A 24,289-nucleotide genomic window follows, 5' to 3' on the forward strand; every position below is an offset into this window, starting at 1 on the left:
CCGGTTTCGGTCTGCCACCAGGTGTCGACGATGGGGCAGTTTTCGTTGCCGATGTGTTTGTAGTACCATTTCCAGGCGCGCGGGTTGATCGGCTCACCGACCGTGCCGAGCAGGCGAAGCGAGGAGAGGTCGTGTTTGTTGGGGTACTCCTCGCCCCATTTCATGAACGCCCGAATCGCCGTCGGCGCGGTGTACAGCTGGTTGACGTCGTGGTCGTCGACGATCTCCCACATCCGGTCTTTGTCCGGGTAGTCCGGCGTCCCCTCGTACATAACCGAGGTCGTCCCGAGCGCGAGTGGCCCGTAGACGATGTAGGAGTGGCCGGTAATCCAGCCGATGTCTGCCGAGCAGAAGTAGGTGTCCTCGGGTTTGATGTCCAGTACGGCGTGGCTGGTCCAGGCGGCGTACGCCAGGTATCCCGCGGTGGTGTGTTTGACACCTTTCGGTTTGCCCGTGGTCCCTGACGTGTACATCAGGAACAGCATGTCCTCGGCGTCACGGCTGACCGGCTCGACCGTCGCGCCTTCCTGCTCGTCGAGCAGGTCGTGGTAGTCGTGCTGGCTCGGACCGAGGTCGTGGTCGAAGTCGTCTTCGAGGCGGTCGACGACGATCGAGGTTACGTCCTGGTCGACCGATTCGAGTCCCTCCTCGGCCTTGTCGAGGTGGTGAAGCGGGTCACCACGCCGGTAGTAGCCGTCACAGGTGACGAGGTGCTCCGAGTCGGCGGCGTTCATCCGTGTCGCGAGTGCGTCTGCGGAGAAGCCCGCGAAAACAACGGCGTGAGGCGCGCCGATGCGGGCACACGCTAGCATCGCGATTGGCAACTCCGGAATCATCGGCATGTACATCGTCACCACGTCGTCCTCCTGGACGCCCTGGTCACGGAGCACAGCCGCGAACTCGTTCACCTCACGATGGAGGTCTTCGTACGTGTACGTGCGTTCTTCACCGAGTTCGCCGATCCACTCGATTGCGGCTTCGTCACCACGTTCGTCGAGGTGCCGGTCGAGACAGTTCTCCGATGCGTTGAGCGACCCACCCGTGAACCACTTGTAAAACGGCGCTTCGCTCTCGTCGAGTACGGTGTCGTACTCCGATTCCCAGTCGAGGAGGTCGGCCGCCTGTTCCCACGCGTCCGGCCAGTTCTCGTCGAACTCCTCGTAAATCCCCTCATCTGTGACGTTTGCCTGTTCGACAAACGATTCCGGTGGCTCGAATTCCTCCTGTTCTTCGAGCCGAGCCTCAAGTTCTACGTCGAGTTCGTCGTCGTCTGACATTGCAGACAGTCATCCATCAACCTCCATATTAAGGAACACCGCTAATTATCCCAATTCTAAATAATTCCGAAAAATATAATTGAAAATTATCTCTAATTGCTACTGTAAAATATTGTCGTTAACGTTTATTTTTATATACCCTTCTTTTTCCACTTCGTTCCCCGCTACCTGTCTCGAGATGGTGACCGTGTTTTGTGACTTCGGCGAACGCTGCTGGCTCTCCAGACCCTAGACACCTAGTGTTATCGATTCACATGGGGCGTGCGTACACTACCCACGCTCACTCGTCGTCGAAGGCGACACCGAGGAGTTTCTGCTGGGCGCGCCGCAGGTGGTTGTGGAGTGTCGGTGAGGAGATGTCCATCGACTCTGCGAGTTCTTCTGCCGTCGAGCCGCGTGGCCACTCGAAGTATCCGGCGTGGTACGCCGCACGCAACACCGACTGTTGTTTCTCGGTGAGCTTTTCGTCTATCGATTCGCGGAAGCCGGCGGGCGTCTGGTCGGTCGGTGTCACTTCCTGTTTGCTCCGTAGTTCGACGGAGGGGAACTGCCGGTTCAACTCGTCTATAAGCGGTCGAACGCCGACGTTCGGTGCGAACTCCGTCACAATCGTCGCTGTTCCGCTCTCGACGCCGAGTTCGGTAACCGTCCCGCCGCGTTCGGTCAGTGCCAGCGCCGGTGAGTCGCTCTCGATGACTATCTCGAGCAGCGCCCCGTCCTCGAAGCTCCGGATGAGGCGTGCGTCGCCCACGCTGTCCGTTTCTGACACCCAGTTCAACACCGTCTCCGGGGCGGTTCCGTCGACGGTGACGAAACACAACAGCGAGTGGGCGTCGGCGGCCACGACGCCTGTCAGTTCGATATCACAGTCGAGTGTCCGCGAGAGGTCGACGAGAACCGCTGACCGGTTGGTGTACTGCAGTGTGAGTCTGACGACGGTGTCCCCGAGCAGTAACTGGCGGCGCTCGGTCGCAGTGATCGTCAGCCCGATACGCCGTCCGAGGTCTGCAAGCGCTGTCCGCTCGGGGTCGTCGAACGCACCCCGGTTGTCCGCGCGGACAACGAGCGCACCGTAGGTCGTCTCCCCGTGGACCAGCGGGATCGCTGCGAGGAGCCCCCGCTCGGCGGCTCCCGGCTGTGGTCTGTCGGGTGCGACCAGAACGCGGTTGCTCTGGAGCGCCTGTCTGATGAGCGTCGTATCACCCTCTTCGTCGAACCGTTCCGGGTCCTCTCCCGCGTGCGTGCGCACGTCGATCCGCTCGCGGTGGCGCTCGCGCTCGGTGACCCACGCCGCGTCGTAGGTTTCGTCGTCGACGATCGTCTGGCAGACGCCGTCCTCTATTTCGCCTCTGGACCCCGCCGCCGAGAGCCCCTCACCGACTTCGTCGAGTGTCTCGACGACCGCTCGGAGACGGGCCGATTTCCCGGCTCCGTGCTGACCGTCTTCGAGTCGTTCGAATGCCGCCGAAATCTCGTCGCGCGGCGGTTCTTCGAGCGGTGGGAGCAGCCCGTCGACGCCTTCCCAGCCGCCGATTGTGGTCACGATTCGTGGGTCGACCCCCTTGCTGACCAGTAACTGCTGGGCGAAATACCGGCGGAGGATAGACGGGGTCACCGATCCGAGCGTGGGGCGTCCGGCCCACTCTGCGGCCCGTTCACCGATTTCACCGACGAGCATCTGTACCCGCCGCGCCGACACGTCGATAACCGGTTGATCCGTCTCGATGTCGTTGCTCCGGACGTACTGCCAGAAGTCGTGTGCGACACGCGGCGGCAGATACGCTTCTCGCGTCCCGCTGTCCCCTTCGTGGACGGTCATGAAATACTGAGTTCGACCCTCTCCACCGAGACTCTGTACGTCTGAAGGCTTGAGCCGCGGAATCTCGGTCGCACGGAGCCCCACTTCGCCACAGAGGCGCACGAGCAGTTCCTCGCGGTACGTCTCCGTCGACTGGCGTAGCTGCTCGTACTCCCGTTCTGTCAGGCGAATTTCCTCTGCGGCTTCTGCCATGCTTCGACTTACAGGCCGTATGCGAAACTGTTGTAAAGGTCTTTCGCCGGCTCGTCACCTTCGCTACCTTAATTATGATAATTAATAACTGCGTACATCACCGCGATTGCTTTCGTTTCCAATACCAAACACGAAATTGCGCGGGTTCAGTCACTTCGAACTGCCGATTCGATTTCTCCGACGACTTCCGGATTTCTGAGCGCGCTCAAATCCCCCAGTTCCTCGCCGTTGGCGATATCTTCGAGTAGGCGACGCATGATCTTGCCCGACTGTGTTTTCGGGAGGTCCGGCGAGAACACGACTGCCTTCGGGCGGGCAATTGGGCCGATGGCGTCTTCGACGGCGTCGACGACTGCCTGACGCAACCCGTCGGTGTCCTCGTAGTCGTCTTCCGTGCTGACGTACGCGTAGATGGCCTTGCCACGGATATCGTGGGTACCGGTGACGACGGCTGCTTCGGCGATCCCCTCGACGTCGACGATCGCCGACTCGATTTCCATCGTCCCGAATCGGTGGCCCGAGACGTTGATGACGTCGTCGACGCGTCCCAGGATGGTGACGTACCCATCCTCGTCGGCAAGGGCCCCGTCCTCGGTTCGATAGGACCAGTCTGCGTCCGCGGGCGGCGATGCAACGGCACCCGCGTCGGCGGCCCACGCTCGCCCTTCACAGAGTTCCCGTGGCATCCCCGGCCACTGCTGGTCGACGACCAGATAGCCACCGTCACCGGGCGGGACTTCTTCGCCTTCGCCGTCGACAATTCTGACGCTGACTCCCGGCAGCGGCGGCCCGGCCGAACCGGGTTTCATGTCCGTGACTGCGGGTAGTGTGGTGATGAGGACTCCACCGGTTTCGGTCTGCCACCAGGTGTCGACGATGGGGCAGTTTTCGTTGCCGATGTGTTTGTAGTACCATTTCCAGGCGCGCGGGTTGATCGGCTCACCGACCGTGCCGAGCAGGCGAAGCGAGGAGAGGTCGTGTTTGTTGGGGTACTCCTCGCCCCATTTCATGAACGCCCGAATCGCCGTCGGCGCGGTGTAGAACACGTCGACTGCCTGCCGTTCGATAATCTCCCAGAGGCGGTTCTTCTCGGGGTGGTCTGGCGCGCCCTCGTACAGTACCGTCGTCGTCCCGAGCGCGAGTGGTCCGTAGACGATGTAGGAGTGACCGGTAATCCAGCCGATATCCGCCGAACACCAGTAGGTGTCCTCGGGTTTGATATCGAGCACTGCGTGGGAGGTCCAGGCGACGTAGGAGAGGTATCCGCCGGTCGTGTGGGTGACTCCCTTCGGCTCGCCGGTCGTCCCGGAGGTGAAGATGCGAAAGAGGTCGTCGGTCGCGTCCCGCTCGACGGGGGTCACTCGCTCGCTCTCGTGGGCCTCGACGAGCGTGGCGTAGTCGTGTTCGTCGTCGCCGAGGGTGCACTCGTAGCCGTCCAGTCGGTCGACGACGACCGACGTTACGTTCTGGTCGACGGCCGCACTCGCGGTATCTGCCTTGTTCTTCAGTGTCACGGCGTCGCCACGCCGGTAGTAGCCGTCACAGGTGACGAGATACTCCGAGTCGGCCGAGTCCATCCGTGTCGCGAGCGCGTCCGCGGAGAAGCCCGCGAAGACGACCGAGTGGGGCGCGCCGATGCGGGCACACGCCAGCATCGCGACCGGCAACTCCGGAATCATCGGCATGTACAGCGTGACGATATCTCCCTCTTCGACGCCAATCGAACGGAGCGCGGCCGCGAACTCGTTCACCTCGCGGTAGAGTTCGAGATACGTGTAACTACGACGTTCGCCCAGCTGTCCCTCCCAGACGAGTGCGCGCTGGTTTTTCTGTTCGGGCAGGTGTCGGTCGACGCAGTTCGTACAGGCGTTTAACGACCCGCCGGAAAACCACCGGTACGCGTCGTTTTCCTCGGTAAGTATCTGGTCGTAGTCCTCTTCCCAGTCGAGGAGGTCGGCCGCGCGGTCCCACGCGTCGGGCCAGTTCTCCTCGAACTCCTCGTACACCGACTCGTCGGTGACGTTCGCCTGTTCGATGAACGACTCGGGGGGCGAGAGCCGTTCGTCCGCGGGCTGATGTGTACTCAGTCCCGCGTCGTTCCCATCGACCATCTCTTGTGCTTCAAACTACGCGTGTATGCGCGGATAAACTTTCTCACCTTTTTCGCCCACACTGCCGCCCTCGGCGGAATTCCTGCTGGAGTGTTGGCACGTTTGCCCGACGGCGCGGGGTCGACTGCACCGAATCAGCACAGCCGATACGCTATTTGCGCTGGCCGAGACACACTACCGTATGGACCACACCAGTCTCGACGACATCGATTCGTGGATGAGCCCCGCAACTGCCAAGCGCTCGATTTCACACGCCCTCGGTGCGGAGCATCTCGCACTCAACCACTACGAACTCGCCCCCGGCGAGACCTTCGGCTTTGGCTACCACCGTCACGCCGACCAGGAGGAACTGTTCTACGTGCTGGAGGGGACTGCGACGTTCGAAACCGAAGACGGCGACGTCGAGGTGTCCGCGGGTGAGGCGATTCGATTTGCGCCAGGCGAGTGGCAACTCGGCCGCAACGAGAGTACCGACCTCGTCGTCGCGCTCGCACTCGGCGCGCCCGCAGAGACCGGTGAAACCGAAATCGTCCGCGAGTGTCCCGACTGCGGCGAGCGCCAGCAGATTCGGGTCGAACCGACCGAGGACCGGGACGCGCTGTTGGGTATCTGTGAGGTCTGTGGCGCAGAGACGGTCCGGCACTCCTGACGCCTAATTACTGGACATCCGTTACCTCCTCGGAGAATCGACCGGGCCGTTCGTCGGGGGCACAACCGACCATCGACCACCAGAAACCATCGGGGTTTTGCGTTACGAGCGGTAGCGCTTGGTATGAAGACGGCAGTTCGGCGCGGTGTCGTCGCGGGTACACTTGTCGCCGTCGCGGGGGCGTTACGTGGGTGACTGGATTTCCGTTCATCTTCCCGAGTCTCGGTCCCACTGCCTACCTGCTCGCGGTCCGCCCGTCTGCACTGTCGTGTCGGCCGCGAACCGTCGTCGGTGGCCACGCTATCGGCGTCGCCGGCGGTCTCGTCGCATTCTCACTGCTCGCTCCCGACGTGGCGGTGACCGCCGAACTGCCGCCGCTGTCCAGTGACGGACTCCGTCTCGCAGCGAGCGGCGTCCTCGCGACGGGGTTGACTACCGGCGGGATGCTCGCAACCGGGCTCCGCCACGCACCCGCCTGCGCGACGACGCTCATCGTCTCACTGGGCCTTCTTTCGACACCTCCACAGGCCGCAGGGATACTCCTCGCAGTCGTGGTGCTGGTTGGTGTTCACGTCGCCAGTCGTGTGCTCGGCCGCTCGCTGTCGACGATATCGAGTTCTGCTGGGTAGGTTAGTCGTCGGCAGCGCTCGCTGCACCGGCCTGACCGCCGGTTGCGCGCTCGCGAACGAACTGGGTGAAGTTGTCGAAAAGCGTCTTGGCTTCACAGGCCGCACTGTAGTTCTCGGCGTTGATCCCCTCCAGAACCTGCTGGAGTCGCTCGTCCGGGAGGTCCTTGCCGGAGGCAACGTCCTCGGCCGTCGCGGTGTCGTACTCGGGATGGAACTGCACCGCGAAGACGTTGTCTTTCTGAAAGCCGTGGATGCCGTACTCGTTGCGGGCGAACACTTCTGCTCCGGGCGGGGCCTCGGCCACCCGGTCGGAGTGAGTCGTAAAGACGGTAAACTCGTCGTCGACACCCGACAGCAGCGTGTTCTCGCCGTCGTGCTCGACGGTTCGATAGCCGATCTCGTACTCGCCCATGTCCTCGACACTGCCGCCGAGCACGTCCGCGAGTAGCTGGTGGCCGTAACAGACGCCGAGCATCGGCATCCCGGTGTCGATGGCATCGCCCACGTAGGACTTGAGCTCCCCGATCCATGGTTTGTCCCAGTAGACGGAGGCCCGCGAGCCGGTGAGGACACACGCGTCGAACTGGAACGTCTCGGGGAGTTCACCCGCCGGACAGTGGAACTCCACGAGGTCTGCGTCCAGTTCGCGCCGGAAGTTCCGGCGGGTGTCCGCGCCGTCGTGGGCCGCGTTCAGCAGGGCGATGCGTAGTCGACTCATCGCCCCTCCGTAATCGTTCAGCGAGTAAAAACCTGCATATCGGCGGCTAACGTTGCCGGAGACGACGACACCCTCAGAACGAGTCTATCCGACCCGCCAGCCCACGACGACACCGGTCAAGTGCGTCGAGACACCCGTCGGTCGCAGTCGATAGCCCACTCGCGATGGCGTCTGTCGTCGCTTGTCCGACCCGGTGAATGGCCCCACCGGCGCGCCGACCGGCACCGGCAACTCGTCGTCCCGTCTTGCCAGCGACGTGTCCCAGACGCGTCGGGGAGACGAAGCTGACGGCCGCGACGGTACAGACTGCGGCGAGCGTCGGGATGGTCCGAAGCGACCCGAGTCTGGATGCGCACCCGACGTCGCTCTCGGCGTCCGATGGCTCGGCCGGCGACGGTTCGGCGTAGGGGTCGGGGTCCCGCAGGTCGGCCATCACGTTCTCGGCGATGTACGTCGCGCCGTTGTCGAAGTCCGGTGTCTCGGGTGGGTCAGCGACGGCGTCCAGCACGTCGATTGCGTCCGGCGCGACCGTGAACCCGGTGACGTCGAACCGCTCCAGCCAGTCCGCGACGGCATCCTGTTCGTCCGTGGCCGGGTGGACGACACACGGCGTCCCCGCCACGGCGGCGTCCATAATCGTCGAGTAGCCCGAACAGACGACGACATCTGCGCCACGGATGTACGGCAGCAGCGACGGGACCGCCTCCCAGTCATTGTCGGCCACGTCGAGCACGTCGTACCCCTGCCGCCGGAGGTGGTCGGCGATACGCGACAGCGAGGAGTAGTGGCTCGGCACGACGACCACGTCGGCCTCGTCCTGTACTGCCGGTTCGCCGTCAAGAGCCACCGGCGGGATGCGCGTCGCCCGCGCGGGGTCTGCCCCCGACTGCGGCCAGACGACGGGGTAGAAGAACTCCCGGGCGGCCGAGAGCTGAAACAGCGTGTGAAATCGCGCACCCGTTCGCTCGGCGACCCCGTCGTACAGTCCCGGCATGTCGTGTTTCAGCACGTACAGTGGGACGCCACACCGGGTGGCCGCCATCGCCGCGAACATGTCGTCGGTGACCAGTGCGTCCGGCTCGGTCGCCGACAGCCACGCGTGGTAGTCGGCGATACGACCCAGACTCGCCGGCACGCTCTGGCTCGCAACCTGCCACATTGAGCCACCCTGGAACGTGTCGATGTAGTCGACGACCGTCGGTTCGAACTCGTCGTAGCCGTTGAGCGCGACGAACTCGCTCCCGGCACCGCCGCCCGCCATCCGTACCGACCCGCCAGCGGCTTCGAGTGCCTCCGCGATAGCTAACATCCGCGTCGCGTGTCCCGCACCTTCTGGATAGTGCGCGACGGCAATATCCGGCGGCATTGATTCTACTGGCGTGTTCGACCCTCTATACATGTGTCTTGTGGCCACGCGAGCGGACGCCGCGACCGGGTCGCGGCATCAGCGGAGCGTCGCGGACACTACCCCAGCCACTCGAGCACCGTCGCGGACCATGTGTACCCGGTCCCGGCCGCGAGAAAGAGCACGATGTCGCCCTCCTCGACCCGGCCCCGCTCCAGCCCCTCGTCCAGCGCGAAAATCTGGTCGACACTCTGCATGTGGCCGTACTCGTCGAGATAGTAGCCGTCCGATTGGGGGTCGACGCCCAGCTCCTCCAGCAGCGTCTGGTGGAACGACCGCTTCATGTGCGTGACGGCGACGAAATCTATGTCGTCCTGTTCGTATCCCGATTTCTCCAGTGCCTCCTCGGCTACCGACAGGTAGTTTGGCAGCGAGACGGGCGCGATGCGCTCTTTCATCCCCTCGGGGTCGGGCACGTCGAGCGTGTGGAGGTTCTGCTCGACGGTCTCCTCCGTCGGCGGGTTCTTCGACCCGCCGGCGGGCATGACGACGTCTTCGGAGAACGAGCCGTCGGTGATAGCCCCACTCCGATGTACTCGTGCACGCGTACGGTCTTCTTCTGGTTCGGACTCCATCACGTACGCTGCCGCGCCGCTGCCGAAATTGAACATGAACGAGGAGTTCTCGTTCTCGTAGTCCAGCAGGTCCTCCTCGCGGGAGGCCGTCACCAGCAGCGCCGTGTCGACGCTGTCGGCAATCAGTTGTGCGCGGATCGTCCGCATGGCGATTGGACAGCCGGCACACAGCGTGTAGCTCTCGGTCGCGTACGCGTTCTCGGCTCCGATGCGCTCGGCGATGTTCGCGGCGGCCGACCAGACGACGTAATCCTTGTACTCGCTGCCATGATAGAGCACGAGGTCCAACTCCGCCGGGTCGACGCCGGCATCGTCGAGGGCGTCTTCGCCCGCTGCGATGGACATATCTGTTACGTGGTCGTCGTCCGGTGGACAGATACGCTTTTCGCGCATCCCCATCTTCTCGACGACGACTTCTTCCGGAATCCCACTCCGGTTGGCAATCTCTTCCCCACTCACCACCTCTTCCGGCGTATACCGACCATAGCCGGTGAGACCTACGCTGGTCATTACCAACCATTCTCTCTTGTAGCCGAATTAAGTTTCCTATTCTCTCGAATATTTTCACGTATGGAAACCATATTAATTTTGACCGAACCGATATACGAGTATTGTACTGAAAATATAACGCCTGGAATTTCGGACGCTGGCCTGCTAGTTACTCGTGAGCACCGCCGCCGTATTCCTCTTCGAGCGCCTGCCGGTCGATTTTCGATGGCCCGCTCATCGGCATCTCGTCGACGAACGCGAGGTGTTTCGGAACCTTGAATGCCGCAATCCGGTCGTCGAGATACTCCTGTAGTTCGTCCAGTGTCAGGCTTTCCTCGCCCTCGACGACTGCCTTCCCGACTTCGCCCCACTTCTCGTCGGGAACCGGGACGACGATGACGTCCTCGACTTTCGGGTGGCCGGCGATGACGTCCTCGACTTCCGGCGGGAAGACGTTCTCGCCACCGGAGACGAAGAGGTTCTTTTTGCGTCCCTCGATGTGGTAGTAGCCGTCGTGGTCGACGCGAGCGAGGTCGCCCGTGGACACCCAGCTTCCGGAAGCGGTCCCCTCTTCCGACGTTCCGCTCGCCCCGCTCGCGGAACTACCCCCAAACACTTCCTCAGTCTCTGCCTCGTTGTTCCAGTAACGGTCCCCCGAATGTGGGGAAGCGAGCTCGAGTTCGCCGACCTCGCCCTGCGGGAGTTCCTCGCCGTTTTCATCGACGATGCGAGCGTCGACGTACAGCGATGGCATCCCGATGGACGCAGTCTTCTCGCGCTCGAAGTTGTCGGGCATCGCGAAGTTGTTCGGACCGCACTCGGTCAAGCCGTACCCCTGCGAGAGGTCGATGCCGCGATTGCTCCACGCTTCGATGATGGAGTCGCGACACGGACCGCCGCCGCTCTTGGCAAAACGCAGACTCGAGAGGTCGGTGTTCTCCCACTGCTCGTCTTCGACCATAAACCGCAGGACTGCAGGCACGGCGACCAGCACCGAACACTGGTACGCCTCGATGAGGTCGAGCACCTGCCGCGGGTCGAAGTCCCGCGAGATGAGGACCGTTCCGCCCATGTGGAAGAAGGGGATGGTGAGGACGTTCCAGCCGCCGGTGTGGAACATCGGGAACACCATGGGAGTCACGTCGTGTGGCTGCAGCCCCCACGAGATGATGGTGTTGAACGCGTTCCACATGATGCCGCCGTGGGTCTGGACGACTTCCTTCGGCAGACCCGTCGACCCGCCGGTGTGCAAGAACAGATGTGGGTCCGACAGCGCCAGGTCCGCCCGTTCGACGGCCGCCCCCTCGTTGGGGAGCACGTCGGGCAACCGTTCCCACTCGCGACCCTCCGGTGCGCTGTGTTCGCGGAAGTCGCCCTGCTCTTCGGAGGGGAGACCGATGACCGGCGGGACCGCGAACTCCCGGTCGAACCGACGGAGTGCGGTGTCGACATCGGCCTCGAACGGTTTCTCGACGAACAGCATCGCCGGCTCGACGTCGTTGAGCATCTCCGTGATCTCCCGGGGTGCCAGCCGGTAGGAGAGCGGCGCGAGAATCGCACCGACCTTCGCCGTCGCGAAGTAGAGGTCGACCAGTTCCGGCCGGTTTCGCGAGACAACGGCGATACGGTCGCCCTTCTCGACACCGTGTTCGCGCAGTAGTCGTGCCGTCCGATTCGCCCGTTCGTCGAGTTCCGCGTAGGTGTACTCGTCGCCGGTGTCGGCGTCGACCAGACCGATGCGGTCGGGAGAGAGCTGTGCGCGCCGTTCGCTCAGTGCACCGACCCAGCCGTACGGTCGCTCGCCGTGATTGTGTACTGTCATGGTTGTATGTCTCCGTCGCACTCGGGCCGTGCGCGTCGGCGACCGGCCCACCTGGGCCGCCCGATACCATCCGACAGGAGCGACGCTCCTGTCACACTCCCGCCCACCGTATCCCGAGTGTGAGTCTGACACGGCCCGGTACAGACGCCCCGATAAAAATATTTCAGATTTGGATTTTGTCTGTCAGCTCCGCTCGCCCTGGCCGTCGATGTGAGCGAGTAGCCGCTCGGTGACCGCTCGCGAGTGTTCGACGAAACAGAGGTGTTTCCCCTCGACTGGCTCGCCGGTCCCCCGTGGTAACTCCGCGGCCAGTCGCTCCGCTGCGGCGGGAGCGACCACGGGGTCCTCGCGTCCCCAGCAGACCAGCGTCGGCAACGACAGTTCGTACAGCGGTCCTGCCTCGAACGACGCTACTGTCCCAATCTGTGCCGCAACTGCGTCGGCCGGTGCGTCCTCGTCGCGTCGCCACTCGGCAATCTGGTCGACGAGATCCGGGCGAGCGTCGAGAAACGCCTGCGAGAACGCCCCAGTCAGTGATTCCCGGAGCGACGCTTCGTCGCGCTCGTCGGGATGCAGCGCGGCCAGTGCGGTGGTATCGATATTTTCTCCGTCGGCGGCCGTACACAGGAGCGTCAGCGTCCGGGCACGGTCGAACTCTCTGGCGTACCGGAGCGCGACCATCCCGCCAAGTCCCGCACCGACGACGTGTACCCGGTCGACGCCGGCGTCTCGTAACACTGCCTCGAAGTCCGCCGCGAGGGAGTCCACGTCGTAGGGTCCTGGTGGAGCGTCTGACCGACCGGTTCCTCGGAGGTCCCAGACCAGCGACTCCCGTGGGCCGGCGACAGCGCGGTGTTGCCAGCCCCACAGCCACGCGCCGTAGCCCACGTCCGAGACGAACGCGACTGTCTCGCCGTCCCCCTCGGTGTGGTAGTGGAGATCGACCCCGTCGTGTGTCACCGTCGGCATGCGTTCCTCTTGGGGCTCCCGCGGTGACTGTTCTTCGTTTCGCTTGGCGCTTTCGAAGCCGATAATTGCGGGATGTCTTTTTTACGTCTCAGACGGTGCATCCACACTGGATGGCCATTGCGGACATCATCGCGGATATCGACTCACGCGACCATACGCTGACGGTCCTCAACAGGGAGTCGGTCGACCCGATGATAAATCTCCTCGAATCGATGTTCGAGTCAGAGCACGTCACCGTAACGGAGTCGGGAACGGCACCGGCTGGCCCTGCAAACATCGTCCGGCTCCAGGACGAGGACGGCGTCGGAATCGCCACGTCGAGTCTGGACGACATCCGTGACCAGTTGCTGCTGGTCAACTCGGATATGTATATCACCGGGACGCGCTCGCTGGACAGCGTCGAGACGGCCGACGTGGTCGCAAACCTCGACGACACGACATTCAACGTTGATGGAAAGAGCAAACTCCTGCTCATCCACATCTCACGCCACGTCGAACGGATGGCACTCGAAACCGGGTCGGGCGTCCTTCACTCCGGATTTCAGTACCTCTCCCGTATCCACGACGAACGCGGGACGGACAAAGCCTACAACCAACTGTCCGACACCGACGTCGACGTACACGTCTACGGTGTTCCAGACTGGAACCACGCTCCACAGGAGATGTACGTCCACCCTGGCGAGGACGAACTGGCACGAACGTGGTTTGTCGTCCATGATGGAAACGGCGCAGACGAACGGAAGGCTGCGCTGGTCTGTCTCGAAACGGGTCCGAACGAGTACGACGGCTTCTGGACGTTCAGGCCTGCTGTGGTCGACGACGTACTGGACTATCTCGAAACGACCTACAGTACGAATTGATTGCCTGTAATTGTCTGCGTTCTGTCGACTGGCATACAGATTGGCGTCCACTCTCGGGAGTAAGCATTTGTGTGGTGGTCTCATCGTGCTACTCGCATCGCTATGAAACCGTGTCAAAACTGTCAGGCGGCTATCGACGAGTATCTCCTCGATAAACAACTCGACCCCCTGCGTGAGCTCACAGTTGACGACTTCAACGTCTGCGCGGATTGTGCGACTATCGTTGCAGATGCGTGCGTAGAGTGCGGCGACGCGGTGTACGTCCCCCGAAGCGAATCAACCATCCCCGACTACTGTCCAGCCTGTCGGTCCGACCTCATTGACCGCACCGGACACGACCCCGGCTGGAACCGCAATTCCGTCTCTCCCTGAACGGGGCCCTCTCATTCTCCTATTTTTATTGAACCAGCCAATCAATAGTCTGCCTGTTCATCTCGAAGATTGTGTCCGCCAGCCCGTCCCAGACCGTGACTCCGGTCACCCGTTCGGTATCGGTTCGGAGCGAGGTCGCCTCCGCGAGGTTCAGTTTGTCCGCATCTCTCTTGCAGCATCGATGATGTTTCCGAGACACAGACGCCCGATGACTGTATGATGATGGTTGTCTTACAGGAGCCCGCTTTGAAGTCCGGCCGGGGAGCAACGGTTCCAACTCCGCGACTTCGTCACCGGAGAGACCACAGCCCGGTAGCCACCACGAACGACAGTTCTGTCTAGTCTTGTACTAGATGGACAATACTTAAGTCTCGGTCGAGTAGGACAGGTATGATTTGGTCCTTGCTATTGCAGATGGGTGGTGGCGCAGGCGGTTGGGGGCCATTTGTATTTCTCGGTCCCCTCGTCGGCCTGCTACTCGTGGGGACAGTCGTCTACCTCCTGTTGCGCGCGGTCGGCGGCACGTCATCGACATCCACAGCACGAACGAGCGACGCCATGGAGACGCTCCGGAAACGGTACGCACGCGGTGAGATCGACGACGAGGAGTTTGAGGAACGGGCACGAAAGCTCCGGGAGCGGTAGAGCCGAGACGCAGTCATCCACAATGTTCCAAACACAGTCTGACGACGACAACACACCGAAATGACGAACGATTCACACACCATATCGAGGCGTCAGTCGTTACGGATTCTGGGAGGGGTCGGCATGGCTGGACTCGCAGGTTGTACCTCGCTAGCGGACTCACTCCCCGGGGGCGACAGTGGTCTCACGGGCGACCCGACAGGCGTCACACCACGCGCGCCACCGTCCGGACCGCCGGACAAGACGTTCGAATTAGCGGCCGCGCCCGGGACTGACACAGTGGGCGTGTCCCCGTCGACGTGGCTGTACGACGACGCGTTTTCTGGTCCGGAAATCAGGGTCTCAGAGGGTGAGGTCGTCGGCGTCTCACTGACTAATGAACTGCCCGACGAGACATCCATCCACTGGCACGGGCTACCGGTAGCGAACGCGATGGACGGCGTGCCGAACCTAACACAGGCACCCGTCGAACCGGGCGACTCCTTCGACTACCGGTTCCGAGCCGACCCACCAGGCACGTACTTTTATCACAGCCACGCCGGTCTGCAGCTCGACCGGGGACTCGCCGGACCGCTCATTGTTGCGGAAGACGAGCCGCACGTCGACTACGACGACGAGTTCGTGATCGTCCTCGACGACTACCTCTCGAGTGAGCCACGGCCATCAGCGAACGAAGCGGAGGCAGGCAGCGGTCCCGGCGGCCGCGGCAGGGGAGGCGGACCAAGAGGCGGTATGAGAGGCGGTATGATGAATGATTATCGACCATCCTACGCGGGGATGGTCATGAACGGACGGGGGTCGGGGGATCCGCCGGTCTTCGAGGTCTCGGAGGGTGAACGGATCCGTCTCCGGTTCGTCAACGCGAGCAGCGCGACAACGTTCCGGGTCAGCTCCGGCGGGCACGCCTTCGAAATCTCTCACGCGGACGGGCGACCGGTCGAACCGGTGTCCGCCGACTCGTTCACCTTCGGTCCGGGTGAGCGCTACGATGCAATCGTCACCGCGAACAATCCTGGAACGTGGGCAATCGATGCCACCCCGGTTCGGGGGTCGGAACCGAGCGCCAGAGGTGTTCTCCGGTACGCCGGCGAGAGCGACGACCGCACACCGACGGCTCCGGGGACGGGGAGTCGAACGCTCCAGTACGACGACCTCCGCGCAGTCGAATCAATCAACGGGATCGACGGCTCCCCCGACCGAACGTTCGATCTGGCGCTGTCGCAAGGCAGCGACGGCTACAGCTGGGCCATCGACGGACAGGTGTTCCCCGACGCCGATCCCCTCGATATCCGAGAAGGCGAGCACGTCCGCATCCGCATGCGCAATCACAGTCCGGTCCCGCATCCGATGCACCTCCACGGGCACTTCTTCCGGGTCGGCGACGCGGTCAAAGACACCGTCGTCGTCCCGGGGCGAATGGGCGAGGAGACAATCGATTTCAAGGCGGACAATCCCGGAAACTGGTTCTTCCACTGCCACAATCTCTATCACCTCGAAGCCGGGATGGCACGAGTCATCCGGTACGTCTGATGCGGTTCGGTGAAGATGGAACGCCAGTATTTGCCAAGAAATCGAATCGACTCAGCACGGCTCTTTGAAGGGCTTCGCAGCGTGATGGATTCCCTGGTACTCACTCTGCAGATTCATTGAGCAGACAACTCCCTCTACGCTGGTCAAAACAGACAAGTCGCTGATGCCTGTCCCTGAACCTCACTCCACAGTTAGGCGCTGTTGAGCTGTGTGAGAATTTCGGGGACAGCGTCGAGTGCGTCGTCGAGACTGTCGGCGTCGGGACCGCCGCCCTGTGCGAAGTCCGGTGGACCGCCACCGCCGCCGCCGACGCGCTGGGCGAGTTGGCCGACCACATCGCCGGCGTCGACACCGACCCCGTCGGGAACAGCGACGACGAACTGCGCGCCGTCGGCACCAGACCCAATCACGGCAATCTTGCCGTCGTCGACCAGCGCGTTCGCCGTCGCGCGGAGTTCGTCCATGTCGCCATCGAGGCGCTGGACGACAGCCGTCGTTCCGGCGACCTCGACTTCCTCGCCGCTGCCGCCGCCGCTGGCGCGCACCGTAGCGAGTTCCTCTTTGAGTTCCTCGATCTGCTTGCCCCGCGCCTTCCACTCGTCGAAGAATCGCTGGGCGGTCTCGGGCACCTCTTCGGGAGTCACGTCGAGGATGTCGGCGGCCTCGTCGAGTGCGCGCTCGGTCCGCTGGGTGGCCTCGATTGCGGCGTCGCCAGCGGCGTAAGTCAAACGGATAACGCCGTCCTGAATGCGCTCGGTGTTCAGCAGTTTGATCGCGCCGATGTCGCCGCTGCGTGAGACGTGGGTCCCGCCACAGGCCTGGGTGTCGTCCCCGACGGTGATGAGCCGAATCTGCTCGCCTTCCGGAATCCCGCCCTGGTAGATGTCGAAGCCGTACTCGCTTTCGGCGTCGTTGCGGTCGGGCCACTCCTGGCTGACCGGGACGTTGTTCATCACGATGTCGTTGGCGATGCGCTCGATTTCTTCGACCTGCTCGCGCGTAATCGACTCGTAGTGTTTGATGTCCAGGCGTGCGCTATCGGTGTGTTTCTGCGCACCGGCCTGGCGGACGTGTTCGCCCAGTACCTGTCGAGCAGCGTGGCCGACGATGTGGGTTGCGGTGTGGTGGCGCATCAGGCGCCGGCGACGGGTCGCGTCGACCTGTCCGCGGACGAAATCGCCCTTGCCGGGGTCTGTGTCCGTGTGGTGGAGAATGACGCCGTCGACGCGCTGTGTGTCAGTCACGTCGACAGTTACGTCGTCCGTTGTGAGTGTCCCATGGTCTGCAGGCTGGCCACCGCCTTCGGGGTAGAACATCGTCTGGTCGAGGACCACGTCGTAGCCCTCCTCGCGCTCGAAGACGTCGAGGACCATCGCCTCGAACTCCATGCGTTCCTGGTCGTCGTAGTAGAGGCGCTCTGTTTCGGGCAGGTCGGCCAGACGCTCCTCGTCGAGGTCCGTCGTCTCTGTCTCCTCGTCGTCGGTTTCGCCGCTGTGGCGCTGTGCCACCAGCGAGTAGAAGTCGTCGGGAACGTCGACCGTCGCACCCTGCTGTTCGGCGATTTCTGCCACCATGTCGGGCTGGATACCGTGGGAGTCGTATAGTTCGAGGAGTTCCTCGGTCGGAATCGGCTCGCCTTCGCGGGCGTACTCCTCGGCAAGTTGCTCGACCTTTCGGGAGCCACGCTCCAGCGTCTCTCGATACTTCTCGACTTCCGTCCGCACGATGTCTCGAATCGTCTCGCGGTTCTCGTAGCCGAGGCGGTCGGCCTGCATGTCAACGAGTTCGTCGAGCGGCGCGTCGACGCCGACGTTGTCACAGAGTCGTTTGGTTCGTCGGAGAACCATCCGGGCGAGATAGCCAGTCCCGACGTTCGAGGGGACGATACCGTCGCCGAGCATGTACGCCAGGGTCCGGCAGTGGTCGGCGATGGCGTAGATGGTCTCCAGCGGTTCCAATAGGGCACGGAGTTCGGCCACGTCGACGCCGAGCTGGTCGGCGATGTCGCCGCGAGCGGCCTCCACGTCGTCGACGTCGTCGATGTCGAGATTCCCAGAGAGGCGGGCGGCGTCGTGGACGATAGCGGCCTCCTCGTCGGTGTGTTCGACGCCGGCGTTGTCCTTGAGGAACGCTATCATCTCGGGATAGATGGCCTCGTAGACGGTGGGGGTGCCCTGGCTCATCCAGGTCCACCGCTCCAGTCCGTAGCCGGTGTCGACGACGTAGGTGTCCATCTTCGAGTACCGGTTGCCGTCCTTCATTTCGTACTCGCCCTCGGGGTCCTGTTCGAGGGACATGAACACGAGCGTCGCCAGTTCCAGCCCCTTGTAGATAACCTCGATTGCGGGGCCGGCGTTACCGCCGCCGACCCAGGGGTCCTCGATGTACGTTACGTCGTCGGGGTCCGCGCCGAGCTCTTCGAGCAGTTCGTCGCAGTACTGGACCGTCTCGTCTTTCCAGTACACTTCACCCTCGTACGCGTACTCGTCTTCGACGTCTTCGCGGGCGTTGAACGCGTGATGGGCCATCATCTCGAAGGCCATCGTGTGTCGGCCGGTCTTGCCCACGTTGTCGATGTCCTGCATCCGGATACAGGGCTGGCTGATGGTCAGCGGGTTCGCCGGCGGGGGTGTCGTGCCCGAGGTGACGAGCGGCTGGAAGTCGTAAATCGACGCTTGCGTCAGCAACACGTCGTCGCGCCAGCGGTTGGCCGCGACAGGGTAGGGGTCGATGCGGGTGTGGTCCCGCTCCTCGAAGTAGGAGAGAAACGCCTCGCGCATCTCTTCGAGGCTGTGGTGCTCTGCGAAACCGGGGTCGTCGATGAACTCGTACTCCGCACAGGGTGGCTCACCGCACGTCGACCGGGACTCGTCGCGCGTCCAGAAATGGGCTCCACACTCCGCACACGTCAGTCGGTGGAAGCCGTTCTCCGCGAAGTAGTCCAGTTGGTATTCCTCCTCCAAATCGGTCATCCGTTGCTCTAGGGTGGCCTACCAGTCCCTAAAACAGTTCCGAACAGGGAGCAGCTCGGGTGCGCGTACTCTTCTCTTCCGATCAGTGTCTCGCTGAGATACACGTCGTTCGCACCGATGCGGCAATTCTTTTCGCGGTCGTCGGGTGATACGTCAACCCTCGGTGTGGAGACCGGCCACAGATCAACCAGCCCTTATTCTTCCGTACCCTCGTTCCACGTGGGACGTCCTACCGTTTCCGACTGTTCCCAGTCGTCCCACCCACTGGCGGACCGGTGTCCCCGGTTCGCACCGGCACCCAAGTAATCATCGTCTGTCCGCCGGCTGTTCGTAACCGGTCGCCACTACCCTGGCGACCACTGACCGGCGATTTCGTTCACTCGTCGAGCGCCAGCGACGCCAGCAACGCTTCGAGTTGAATCCGCTCGTTCGCACCTTCGGTGATGCGGTAATCCGCCTCGCCGATACGGTCGAGCAGTTTAACTGCCGCACGATCGTCGAGTTCGAACTCCCAGACTGAGCGGTGAAGCTGGTCGATGATGTCGCCGCCGGCGATACCCTCCTCGGTGATGAGCTGGTCGAGCCGTGAGCGCGCGGCCGTAAAATCGCCCGAGAGCGCCAGCGTCACCATCTCGTTGATTTCCTCCGGACGGGCTGTCGAGGTGATTTCGAAGACCGCTTCCTCGTCGACGGTATCGCCAGTGACTGCTGCAGCCTGTAACCCGTTGATGGCTTTGCGCATGTCGCCGTCTGCGGCGTAGACCAGCGCGTCCACACCGTCGTCGGTGACGGTGATACCTTCCGTCGCGGCGATTTTCCGGATCTGCGATTCGACCGCGTCGTCGGCCAGCGGTGAGAACCGGAAGACGGCACACCGCGACTGGATCGGGTCGATAATCTGACTGGAGTAGTTACACGAGAGAATAAAGCGGACGTTGTTCGAGAACTGCTCCATCGTCCGGCGGAGCGCTGACTGGGCGTCGGAGGTAAGTGCGTCGGCCTCATCAAGGAATATAATTCGATAGTCGACGCCGCCAAAAGAAGTCCGGGCGAACGATTTGATGCGGTCCCGAACCACGTCGATACCCCGCTCGTCTGAGGCGTTGAGTTCGAGGAAGTGTTCTTCCCAGTCCTCACCGTATAGCTCTCTAGCTATTGTGACACTTGCGGTCGTCTTCCCGATTCCGGCTGGCCCCGCAAATAGCATGTGGGGAAGGTCGTCACGCTCGACGTAGCTCCGGAGTCGACCGACGATAGTATCCTGACCGACGATGTCGTCGAACGTCTGCGGACGATACTTCTCCAGCCAGATTTCCTCGCGGCCGGTCCCCGATTTTTCGGCCTCGCTCATACGGTTTCGGAGTGGCGGGGCCGGCATAAACCCCGCGAGTGTCCGCCGTCGAGTCCACGTTCCGACACGCTCAAACACCGCCGGCACCGACGACAGATATGGTCACGGTCGAACTCGTCGGCGAGGGCAGTCGGGAGGTGTCCGTCGACGGGGACACCACCTACGGCGACTTGCTCGCTCCCTTCGAGGTCAGTCCGCACGAAGTCACGCTGACGGTCGACGGCAATCCGGTCCCGGAGGACGCGCCCGTCGACGGGACCGTCGAGCGCGTACGCGTGGTCAGACTCATCAAGGGCGGATAGCCATGATCATTCCTCGGTGTCATCGTTCGCTACCGTCTGGGCGTACTCCTCGAACAGGTCTTGCCGGTCCGCGAGAATCTCTTCGACGCTCTCTCCGTCGGTGACTTGCTGGATATCCTCCAGCAGTGCCCGCCTGAATTCCATCTCGATGTTCGGACTCTCGTCGAAAATCTGCTTTGCGACCGTGCTAGCCTGCTCACCTGTCAGTACCCACTCGTGGCTGTCGGCCAGCGTGCCGCACGCTTTACAGACGACGTGGCCACAGGCAGTCGGTTCGTCTTCGTCGGTGTGCGAACACATCATCGGGTCCGCACAGACCAGTGCCGCATGCGCCGGATGTTCCGGCCAGCCGAGCCAGTCCTCACAGTCGGGGCAGTACCACTCGAAAACCGAGAGTTGGTCCTCGCCCTGCCGCTCAACGTTCTCCGATGGGATGTCGTCGGGGTCGTATCGTGGGCTGTCGAGGGAATGGCGTTCTACCACGGGTTACGCGGCTGTTCGTGTCCCCGCACATCAATTGTTGGGACGAGGAACCTCGAAAAAGACTAGTTCGTCGTCGTAATCTCGACGACGTCGCGGTGGTCCAGTTGCGTGTCCGCGCCGATCTGGCGTTCGGTGCGCACGTTGTGGGCGTGAAGGAATCCATCGCCGATGTCCGAGTGCAGGAAGTACGCGAAGTCCTCAGCGGTTGACCCATCGGGCAGGACGAAACAGTCCTGGAGGAAACTCCCGTCGTCCTGTGGCTTTCTCGCGCCGGGGAAGACGGCGATGGCGTCGAGTTCCTCGAACAGTGCCGTTTCGAGTGCCTGCTGGACGCCGGTCCCACCGTAGGCACCGATAAACTCTCGAATCTGTTCCAGTCCCGCTCGTTTCTCGTCGGGCAGGTCGGCAGTCACCTCGAAGTCCTCGTCGCCGGGTCGGTAGTCGAGGACGCCCTGTTCGTCACCGTTCTTGAGCGCTTTCTCGGCGTGTGCGGAGACGGGGACAAAGGTGAGGTGGTCGTAGTCGGGGTCGGTCGTAATCTCGCTCCAGTTGTCCTGGGCGGCCTCGGTGTCCATCTTGTTGGCCGCGACGAGCATCGGTTTCGTCCGGATTCGAATCTCGCGAGCCAGTCGCTCCCGGTCGTCGTCGTCCCACGTGTCGGGGTCGAGTTCCAGGTCGAGTGCGAGAATAACTCGTTTGACCTCCTCTTCAGTAATCTTGAATGCCGACATCTGCTCGGCCAGGTCCTCCTCGACGTCCTTGTCCTCGCCGTTGTAGCCCGAGTGGTAGCGCTCGATGCCCTTCTCCAGGATGTCGAGATACCACATGTCCAGCTCCTCCTCCAGGAAGTCGATGTCCTCGCGGGGGTCGTGGTCTTCGGTTGGTTCGCCTTCGAGGTCAGTCTCGCCGGTGAAGTCGACGACGTGAATCAGCACGTCGGCCTCGTTGAGGTCGGTCAGGAACTGATTGCCGAGTCCTTTTCCTTCGTGGGCACCGGGGACGAGGCCGGCGACGTCGACGAGTTTCGTCGGGACGAAGCGGGTGCCGTCGGCGCAGTAGCCGTGGTTCGGGGTGCAGGCGTGGTCGAACTCCGGAGCTGCACACTCGACGCGGACGTACGCCTCCCCCATCGAAGGGTCGATAGTCGTGAACGGGTAGGCCCCTTCGGGCACGTCGTTCATCGTCGCGGCGTTGAAGAAGGTGGACTTGCCAACAGAGGGCTTGCCGACGAGTCCAATCTTGTAGGTCATTGGAGAGAGACAGGCCAGTCGGCGGCTAAAACGTTATCAAACGGGTCGAGAGCGTGTGTGAATGGCAACCAAGATTGGCTGGCGGCACTATTACTCGTCGTCACAGTTGGACATAACCAGCGAACGGCGGCACTGAGAAGGTGGACTTGCCGACAGCGGGTGAGCGAACCGAAGGTTCGCGATCCTCGTCGGGCCGGAGGTCCGACGGTGGCTTGCCGACGAGTCCAATCTTGTCGGTCATTGGAGAGAGACAGGCCAGTTGGCGGCTAAAACGTCGACAAACGGTCCGGGAGAGTGTGTGAATAGTAAACGCACTGGTTCGGCGTGGTGCGTGAAACTCTCGGTATTGGTTTGAGGCTGGCAGCCGTACGTGCCATCATGTCCGAGTCACGTCCCACCATCGATTTCTCGCTGCCGAACGTCGGTCCTGGCCCGGACCCCTGTTCACTCGCCGACCTCGCCACCGAATACGACTTCGTGGTCGTCTATCTCCAGCGTGACCACCTCTGTACGAACTGCCGCAAACAGGTACAGACAATCAAGGACCGCTACGACAAGTTTCGTGACCGCGATACTGAAGTCGTCTCTATCGTCCCGGAACCACGCGAGAAGGTCCAGTCCTGGCAGGGAAGCTACGACCTGCCCTATCCGCTGCTGGCCGATCCCGACGTGACCGCCGGCGAGACGTTCGACCAGCCGGTCCGTTTCGGCTTTCTGGGGAGTCTCAGTGATTTTCTCGGCCGGATGCCGGAAGTCACCATCCTCGACTGTCGCGACGGCGGGCCACAGGTCGCATGGAATTACAGCGGGTCGTCGACGTTCGATCGCCCGGATATCGACGAGGTGCTGGTCGAACTCGACGAGTTACGGACCGAACCGTGACTGATCGAATCCGCGTTCGTGAGGCGACCGTTCCCGAACTTCCCGACGTGTTGAACGTCGTCGACGGCGCGGTGCTGGCCGTCGATACTGGGCGGCTTCGAAGTGCTATCGACCGCGGTGACGTGCTGGTGGCAGTCGCCGGCGAGACAGGTGGCGACCCTGAGACCGATCGCGTCCTCGGCGCGCTCGTCCTCGCTGGCGAGGAAATCACGGCCGTCGCGGTCCGTCAACGTCGTCGCAACCAGGGCATCGGGACGATGCTCGTCGAGGCGGCCGCCGAGCGCCGTGCGCGACTCGTGGCGACGTTCGACCCGCGCGTGCGGTCGTTCTGGGAGTCACTCGACTTCGCCATCGAACCCGCCGCGGAACCCGACCGGTTCCGTGGCGTCCGGTAGCCGTGTCTACTCGGTTTCTCGCCACTCGTCGGCGAGCAGACCGCACCGGTAGATGTCGACGTACTCCCCTTCGACGAACGCCTCCGCGCGCAACTGCCCCTCCTCGGTGAACCCGACCTTCCGGAGGACGCGCAGTGATGCGGGGTTGGTCGCGTACGCTTTCGCGACCACTTTGTTGAGCCGACGTTCCTCGAAGGCGTACTCGCAGAGGCTCTCCAGCGCGTCGGTGGCGTAGCCGTTGTTCCAGTGTTCCGGCGCGATCATGAACCCGGCCTCGGCCACGCCCCAGGCGTCGTTGTAGTCGCTGAGTCCGATCGTGCCAAGCGGTGTCTCGTCGTCGCAGATCAGGAAGTGCCACCCGTCGGCCTCGGCGAGGGAGTCGACCCACTCCGTTTCCTGCTGGTGGGTTACCGGGTCGACACTCTGGAGAGTCTGGCGAATGCGGGGGTCGTTGATGAGTTGCTGCATGAACTCCGCATCTTCGCGTTCGATGGTGTGTAACTCGACGCTCTCGCCGTCGAGAAAGCGCGGACCTGGCATACTACCTGTTTCGTTGTCACCTCTCTTGAAACTGTGTGGTGACCACTTGCGT

General features: G+C 62.7%; 23 protein-coding genes. 9 read left to right on the forward strand and 14 right to left on the reverse strand.

Features of this window, described 5'->3' with window-relative positions:
* The 3 genes from WDJ60_RS07030 to acs form a co-directional block, all read right to left on the reverse strand.
* A partial coding sequence (locus tag WDJ60_RS07030; protein WP_340099489.1) for an AMP-binding protein occupies positions 1 to 1,277 on the reverse strand: 1,277 nt, incomplete at its 3' end.
* A 280-nt stretch (positions 1,278 to 1,557) separates the two neighbouring features.
* The gene (locus tag WDJ60_RS07035; RefSeq protein WP_340099491.1) at positions 1,558 to 3,288 is read right to left on the reverse strand and encodes a bacterio-opsin activator domain-containing protein; all 1,731 of its coding nucleotides are present in this window, start codon (positions 3,286 to 3,288) and stop codon (positions 1,558 to 1,560) included.
* A 146-nt stretch (positions 3,289 to 3,434) separates the two neighbouring features.
* Positions 3,435 to 5,399, reverse strand: coding sequence for an acetate--CoA ligase (gene acs / locus WDJ60_RS07040; RefSeq protein ID WP_340099493.1), 1,965 nt, complete (start codon positions 5,397 to 5,399; stop codon positions 3,435 to 3,437).
* Between the two features lie 181 nt (positions 5,400 to 5,580).
* Here acs and WDJ60_RS07045 point away from each other — a divergent pair, with 181 nt between their 5' ends.
* A complete protein-coding gene (locus tag WDJ60_RS07045) occupies positions 5,581 to 6,048 on the forward strand; it encodes a cupin domain-containing protein (RefSeq protein ID WP_340099494.1) in 468 nt (155 codons plus the stop codon).
* Between the two features lie 191 nt (positions 6,049 to 6,239).
* On the forward strand, positions 6,240 to 6,677 hold the full coding sequence (locus tag WDJ60_RS07050) for an HPP family protein (protein ID WP_340099496.1): 438 nt from the start codon (positions 6,240 to 6,242) through the stop codon (positions 6,675 to 6,677).
* A gap of 1 nt (position 6,678) precedes the next feature.
* Here WDJ60_RS07050 and WDJ60_RS07055 read toward each other — a convergent pair whose 3' ends face one another.
* The 5 genes from WDJ60_RS07055 to WDJ60_RS07075 all read right to left on the reverse strand — a co-directional run bounded on the left by WDJ60_RS07055 (position 6,679) and on the right by WDJ60_RS07075 (position 12,655).
* Entirely contained in the window at positions 6,679 to 7,395 is a 717-nt protein-coding gene (locus WDJ60_RS07055; protein WP_340099498.1) for a type 1 glutamine amidotransferase, read from the reverse strand.
* A 73-nt stretch (positions 7,396 to 7,468) separates the two neighbouring features.
* On the reverse strand, positions 7,469 to 8,761 hold the full coding sequence (locus WDJ60_RS07060) for a hypothetical protein (RefSeq protein ID WP_340099500.1): 1,293 nt from the start codon (positions 8,759 to 8,761) through the stop codon (positions 7,469 to 7,471).
* 98 nt (positions 8,762 to 8,859) lie between these two features.
* Entirely contained in the window at positions 8,860 to 9,885 is a 1,026-nt protein-coding gene (locus WDJ60_RS07065) for a 3-oxoacyl-ACP synthase (protein WP_340099503.1), read from the reverse strand.
* Positions 9,886 to 10,033: 148 nt separating this feature from the next.
* Positions 10,034 to 11,686: a class I adenylate-forming enzyme family protein gene (locus WDJ60_RS07070; RefSeq protein WP_340099505.1), complete on the reverse strand. Its 1,653-nt coding sequence runs from the start codon at positions 11,684 to 11,686 to the stop codon at positions 10,034 to 10,036.
* Positions 11,687 to 11,869: 183 nt separating this feature from the next.
* Positions 11,870 to 12,655, reverse strand: a complete 786-nt coding sequence (locus WDJ60_RS07075) for an alpha/beta fold hydrolase (protein ID WP_340099507.1) — start codon at positions 12,653 to 12,655, stop codon at positions 11,870 to 11,872.
* A 110-nt stretch (positions 12,656 to 12,765) separates the two neighbouring features.
* On the opposite strand from WDJ60_RS07075, the gene WDJ60_RS07080 reads away from it, so the two are divergent.
* From WDJ60_RS07080 to WDJ60_RS07095, 4 genes are all read left to right on the forward strand, one after another.
* Complete coding sequence (locus tag WDJ60_RS07080) at positions 12,766 to 13,515, forward strand: DICT sensory domain-containing protein (RefSeq protein ID WP_340099508.1); 750 nt, start codon at positions 12,766 to 12,768, stop codon at positions 13,513 to 13,515.
* A gap of 102 nt (positions 13,516 to 13,617) precedes the next feature.
* Positions 13,618 to 13,887 carry a DUF7571 family protein gene (locus WDJ60_RS07085; RefSeq protein WP_340099510.1) on the forward strand — a complete coding sequence of 90 codons (270 nt, stop codon included), beginning with the start codon at positions 13,618 to 13,620 and terminating at the stop codon, positions 13,885 to 13,887.
* A 390-nt stretch (positions 13,888 to 14,277) separates the two neighbouring features.
* Positions 14,278 to 14,532, forward strand: coding sequence for an SHOCT domain-containing protein (locus WDJ60_RS07090; RefSeq protein ID WP_340099512.1), 255 nt, complete (start codon positions 14,278 to 14,280; stop codon positions 14,530 to 14,532).
* Positions 14,533 to 14,655: 123 nt separating this feature from the next.
* On the forward strand, positions 14,656 to 16,062 hold the full coding sequence (locus WDJ60_RS07095) for a multicopper oxidase family protein (protein ID WP_340099514.1): 1,407 nt from the start codon (positions 14,656 to 14,658) through the stop codon (positions 16,060 to 16,062).
* A gap of 191 nt (positions 16,063 to 16,253) precedes the next feature.
* Here the strand turns inward: WDJ60_RS07095 and alaS are convergent, their stop codons facing one another.
* Entirely contained in the window at positions 16,254 to 19,034 is a 2,781-nt protein-coding gene (gene alaS / locus WDJ60_RS07100) for an alanine--tRNA ligase (protein ID WP_340099516.1), read from the reverse strand.
* Positions 19,035 to 19,410: 376 nt separating this feature from the next.
* A complete protein-coding gene (locus WDJ60_RS07105; protein ID WP_340099519.1) occupies positions 19,411 to 20,385 on the reverse strand; it encodes a replication factor C small subunit in 975 nt (324 codons plus the stop codon).
* Positions 20,386 to 20,483: 98 nt separating this feature from the next.
* Between WDJ60_RS07105 and samp2 the strand changes: the two genes are divergently transcribed.
* Positions 20,484 to 20,687, forward strand: a complete 204-nt coding sequence (gene samp2 / locus WDJ60_RS07110) for a ubiquitin-like small modifier protein SAMP2 (RefSeq protein ID WP_340099522.1) — start codon at positions 20,484 to 20,486, stop codon at positions 20,685 to 20,687.
* 6 nt (positions 20,688 to 20,693) lie between these two features.
* Here samp2 and WDJ60_RS07115 read toward each other — a convergent pair whose 3' ends face one another.
* From WDJ60_RS07115 to WDJ60_RS07125, 3 genes are all read right to left on the reverse strand, one after another.
* On the reverse strand, positions 20,694 to 21,170 hold the full coding sequence (locus WDJ60_RS07115; protein ID WP_340099524.1) for a hypothetical protein: 477 nt from the start codon (positions 21,168 to 21,170) through the stop codon (positions 20,694 to 20,696).
* Positions 21,171 to 21,232: 62 nt separating this feature from the next.
* The gene (locus tag WDJ60_RS07120) at positions 21,233 to 22,420 is read right to left on the reverse strand and encodes a redox-regulated ATPase YchF (RefSeq protein ID WP_340099526.1); all 1,188 of its coding nucleotides are present in this window, start codon (positions 22,418 to 22,420) and stop codon (positions 21,233 to 21,235) included.
* Positions 22,421 to 22,520: 100 nt separating this feature from the next.
* Positions 22,521 to 22,661 (reverse strand): hypothetical protein, encoded by a 141-nt coding sequence (locus WDJ60_RS07125; protein WP_340099528.1) that lies wholly within the window; start codon positions 22,659 to 22,661, stop codon positions 22,521 to 22,523.
* A 137-nt stretch (positions 22,662 to 22,798) separates the two neighbouring features.
* Between WDJ60_RS07125 and WDJ60_RS07130 the strand changes: the two genes are divergently transcribed.
* Positions 22,799 to 23,302 (forward strand): peroxiredoxin family protein, encoded by a 504-nt coding sequence (locus tag WDJ60_RS07130; protein WP_340099531.1) that lies wholly within the window; start codon positions 22,799 to 22,801, stop codon positions 23,300 to 23,302.
* On the forward strand, positions 23,299 to 23,697 hold the full coding sequence (locus WDJ60_RS07135; RefSeq protein ID WP_340099534.1) for a GNAT family N-acetyltransferase: 399 nt from the start codon (positions 23,299 to 23,301) through the stop codon (positions 23,695 to 23,697). Before WDJ60_RS07130 ends, WDJ60_RS07135 begins: the two co-directional genes overlap by 4 nt.
* 6 nt (positions 23,698 to 23,703) lie before the next feature.
* Here WDJ60_RS07135 and WDJ60_RS07140 read toward each other — a convergent pair whose 3' ends face one another.
* Positions 23,704 to 24,237 carry a GNAT family N-acetyltransferase gene (locus WDJ60_RS07140; protein ID WP_340099537.1) on the reverse strand — a complete coding sequence of 178 codons (534 nt, stop codon included), beginning with the start codon at positions 24,235 to 24,237 and terminating at the stop codon, positions 23,704 to 23,706.
* Between the last annotated feature and the right edge of the window lie 52 nt (positions 24,238 to 24,289).

This window comes from Salinibaculum salinum (assembly GCF_037645885.1).
GTDB classification, from domain to species: Archaea; Halobacteriota; Halobacteria; order Halobacteriales; family Haloarculaceae; genus Salinibaculum; species Salinibaculum salinum.

Excerpts from the sequence above, each read along its gene's own strand:
- WDJ60_RS07060 (WP_340099500.1), bottom strand. The coding sequence starts at position 8,761 with ATGCCGCCGGATATTGCCGTCGCGCACTATCCAGAAGGTGCGGGACAC.
- samp2 (WP_340099522.1), top strand. The coding sequence starts at position 20,484 with ATGGTCACGGTCGAACTCGTCGGCGAGGGCAGTCGGGAGGTGTCCGTC.
- WDJ60_RS07140 (WP_340099537.1), bottom strand. The coding sequence starts at position 24,237 with ATGCCAGGTCCGCGCTTTCTCGACGGCGAGAGCGTCGAGTTACACACC.
- WDJ60_RS07070 (WP_340099505.1), bottom strand. The coding sequence starts at position 11,686 with ATGACAGTACACAATCACGGCGAGCGACCGTACGGCTGGGTCGGTGCA.
- WDJ60_RS07045 (WP_340099494.1), top strand. The coding sequence starts at position 5,581 with ATGGACCACACCAGTCTCGACGACATCGATTCGTGGATGAGCCCCGCA.
- WDJ60_RS07095 (WP_340099514.1), top strand. The coding sequence starts at position 14,656 with ATGGCTGGACTCGCAGGTTGTACCTCGCTAGCGGACTCACTCCCCGGG.
- WDJ60_RS07130 (WP_340099531.1), top strand. The coding sequence starts at position 22,799 with ATGTCCGAGTCACGTCCCACCATCGATTTCTCGCTGCCGAACGTCGGT.
- WDJ60_RS07055 (WP_340099498.1), bottom strand. The coding sequence starts at position 7,395 with ATGAGTCGACTACGCATCGCCCTGCTGAACGCGGCCCACGACGGCGCG.
- acs (WP_340099493.1), bottom strand. The coding sequence starts at position 5,399 with ATGGTCGATGGGAACGACGCGGGACTGAGTACACATCAGCCCGCGGAC.
- alaS (WP_340099516.1), bottom strand. The coding sequence starts at position 19,034 with ATGACCGATTTGGAGGAGGAATACCAACTGGACTACTTCGCGGAGAAC.
- WDJ60_RS07065 (WP_340099503.1), bottom strand. The coding sequence starts at position 9,885 with ATGACCAGCGTAGGTCTCACCGGCTATGGTCGGTATACGCCGGAAGAG.
- WDJ60_RS07085 (WP_340099510.1), top strand. The coding sequence starts at position 13,618 with ATGAAACCGTGTCAAAACTGTCAGGCGGCTATCGACGAGTATCTCCTC.
- WDJ60_RS07120 (WP_340099526.1), bottom strand. The coding sequence starts at position 22,420 with ATGACCTACAAGATTGGACTCGTCGGCAAGCCCTCTGTTGGCAAGTCC.
- WDJ60_RS07080 (WP_340099508.1), top strand. The coding sequence starts at position 12,766 with ATGGCCATTGCGGACATCATCGCGGATATCGACTCACGCGACCATACG.
- WDJ60_RS07090 (WP_340099512.1), top strand. The coding sequence starts at position 14,278 with ATGATTTGGTCCTTGCTATTGCAGATGGGTGGTGGCGCAGGCGGTTGG.
- WDJ60_RS07035 (WP_340099491.1), bottom strand. The coding sequence starts at position 3,288 with ATGGCAGAAGCCGCAGAGGAAATTCGCCTGACAGAACGGGAGTACGAG.
- WDJ60_RS07075 (WP_340099507.1), bottom strand. The coding sequence starts at position 12,655 with ATGCCGACGGTGACACACGACGGGGTCGATCTCCACTACCACACCGAG.
- WDJ60_RS07105 (WP_340099519.1), bottom strand. The coding sequence starts at position 20,385 with ATGAGCGAGGCCGAAAAATCGGGGACCGGCCGCGAGGAAATCTGGCTG.
- WDJ60_RS07125 (WP_340099528.1), bottom strand. The coding sequence starts at position 22,661 with ATGACCGACAAGATTGGACTCGTCGGCAAGCCACCGTCGGACCTCCGG.